General features: G+C 58.5%; 2 protein-coding genes. Both read left to right on the top strand.

The window, feature by feature from the left end; genetic code table 11:
• The first annotated feature begins 108 nt into the window (after positions 1 to 108).
• Positions 109 to 336, top strand: a complete 228-nt coding sequence (locus EN994_RS33355) for a DUF680 domain-containing protein (protein WP_013532449.1) — start codon at positions 109 to 111, stop codon at positions 334 to 336.
• 414 nt (positions 337 to 750) lie between these two features.
• The coding region (locus EN994_RS33350; protein ID WP_127308252.1) for a DUF680 domain-containing protein at positions 751 to 892 on the top strand (142 nt) is incomplete at its 3' end.

Here is an 892-nt window from a genome sequence, read left to right as displayed (position 1 = left end):
GACGCAAACCGTCCAGGCCCCCGCTTCGCAGGGCGCTGACCGCAACCTCTTCGGCCGCTAATCGCGACTGCCGATATCGACCCAACATTGAACTCAGGAGTAACTAAAATGACCAAGATCGCACTCACCGCCGCCGCCATCCTCGTTGCCACGGGCACCGCTTTTGCCGGCAGCGACAACTACGGCTCTTACAATGCCAACCAGCCTGTTGCGAACCAGTCCGTGTCCGACATCGACACCACGCACACCGGCTCGATCCCGAAGTCCGTAAAGACGCAGGGTGATGCCAATGCCAACGTGCCGGCTCAGTCGGGTCAGGGCATCTGGGGTCGTTGATTTCTGAAGTCTGCGACCACAAAGAGCGGTGGGCCTTGCCCGCCGCTCTTGTTTTTTATGCATGAGCAGGATTTCGGCCGACGGCATCGGTGTCGGAGCGCCGATCGTAAATCGAACCAGCTGGTTCAATTTATGTTGACGAATCGTGAACGGATGGCGAGCGCTGGCTCGATGAACCGCCGCATCATGCGTCAGGCACCCTCCTTGTAAGCGTCTGAGATAAACTGATAAAACAGGGTGAGCTCAATCCCTTGGCCGACGTTCGAGGTCCCGATGCCGCGCGTGAGGGAACGTCTTCGTGATTGGAAGTCGGCGCACGAAAAACCCAGATCGAGGTTGTCCGAGCGACGCGAAATTTCCTCCCCAGGGGCACGCCACTAGACGGACAGAATCAGGAATACCGGAGTAAATAGAATGAACAGGATCGCTCTTGCCGCCGCCGCCATCCTCGTTGCCACTGGTGCCGCTTTTGCCGGCAGCGACAACTATGGTTCGGACAATGTCAATCAGCCGGCCGTCACCTCGCACGCGGTCAATGTCGACCACAGCTACACGG

Origin of the sequence: Mesorhizobium sp. M7A.F.Ca.CA.002.09.1.1 (genome assembly GCF_003998555.1) — a bacterium.
GTDB lineage: Bacteria > Pseudomonadota > Alphaproteobacteria > Rhizobiales > Rhizobiaceae > Mesorhizobium > Mesorhizobium ciceri.
The sequence above is the reverse complement of the archived record's forward strand: the minus strand, read 5'-3'. Positions and strand labels throughout refer to the sequence as shown.

What these genes read in the sequence shown, in the direction of transcription:
- EN994_RS33355 (WP_013532449.1), top strand. Translation starts at nt 109, where the DNA reads ATGACCAAGATCGCACTCACCGCCGCCGCCATCCTCGTTGCCACGGGC.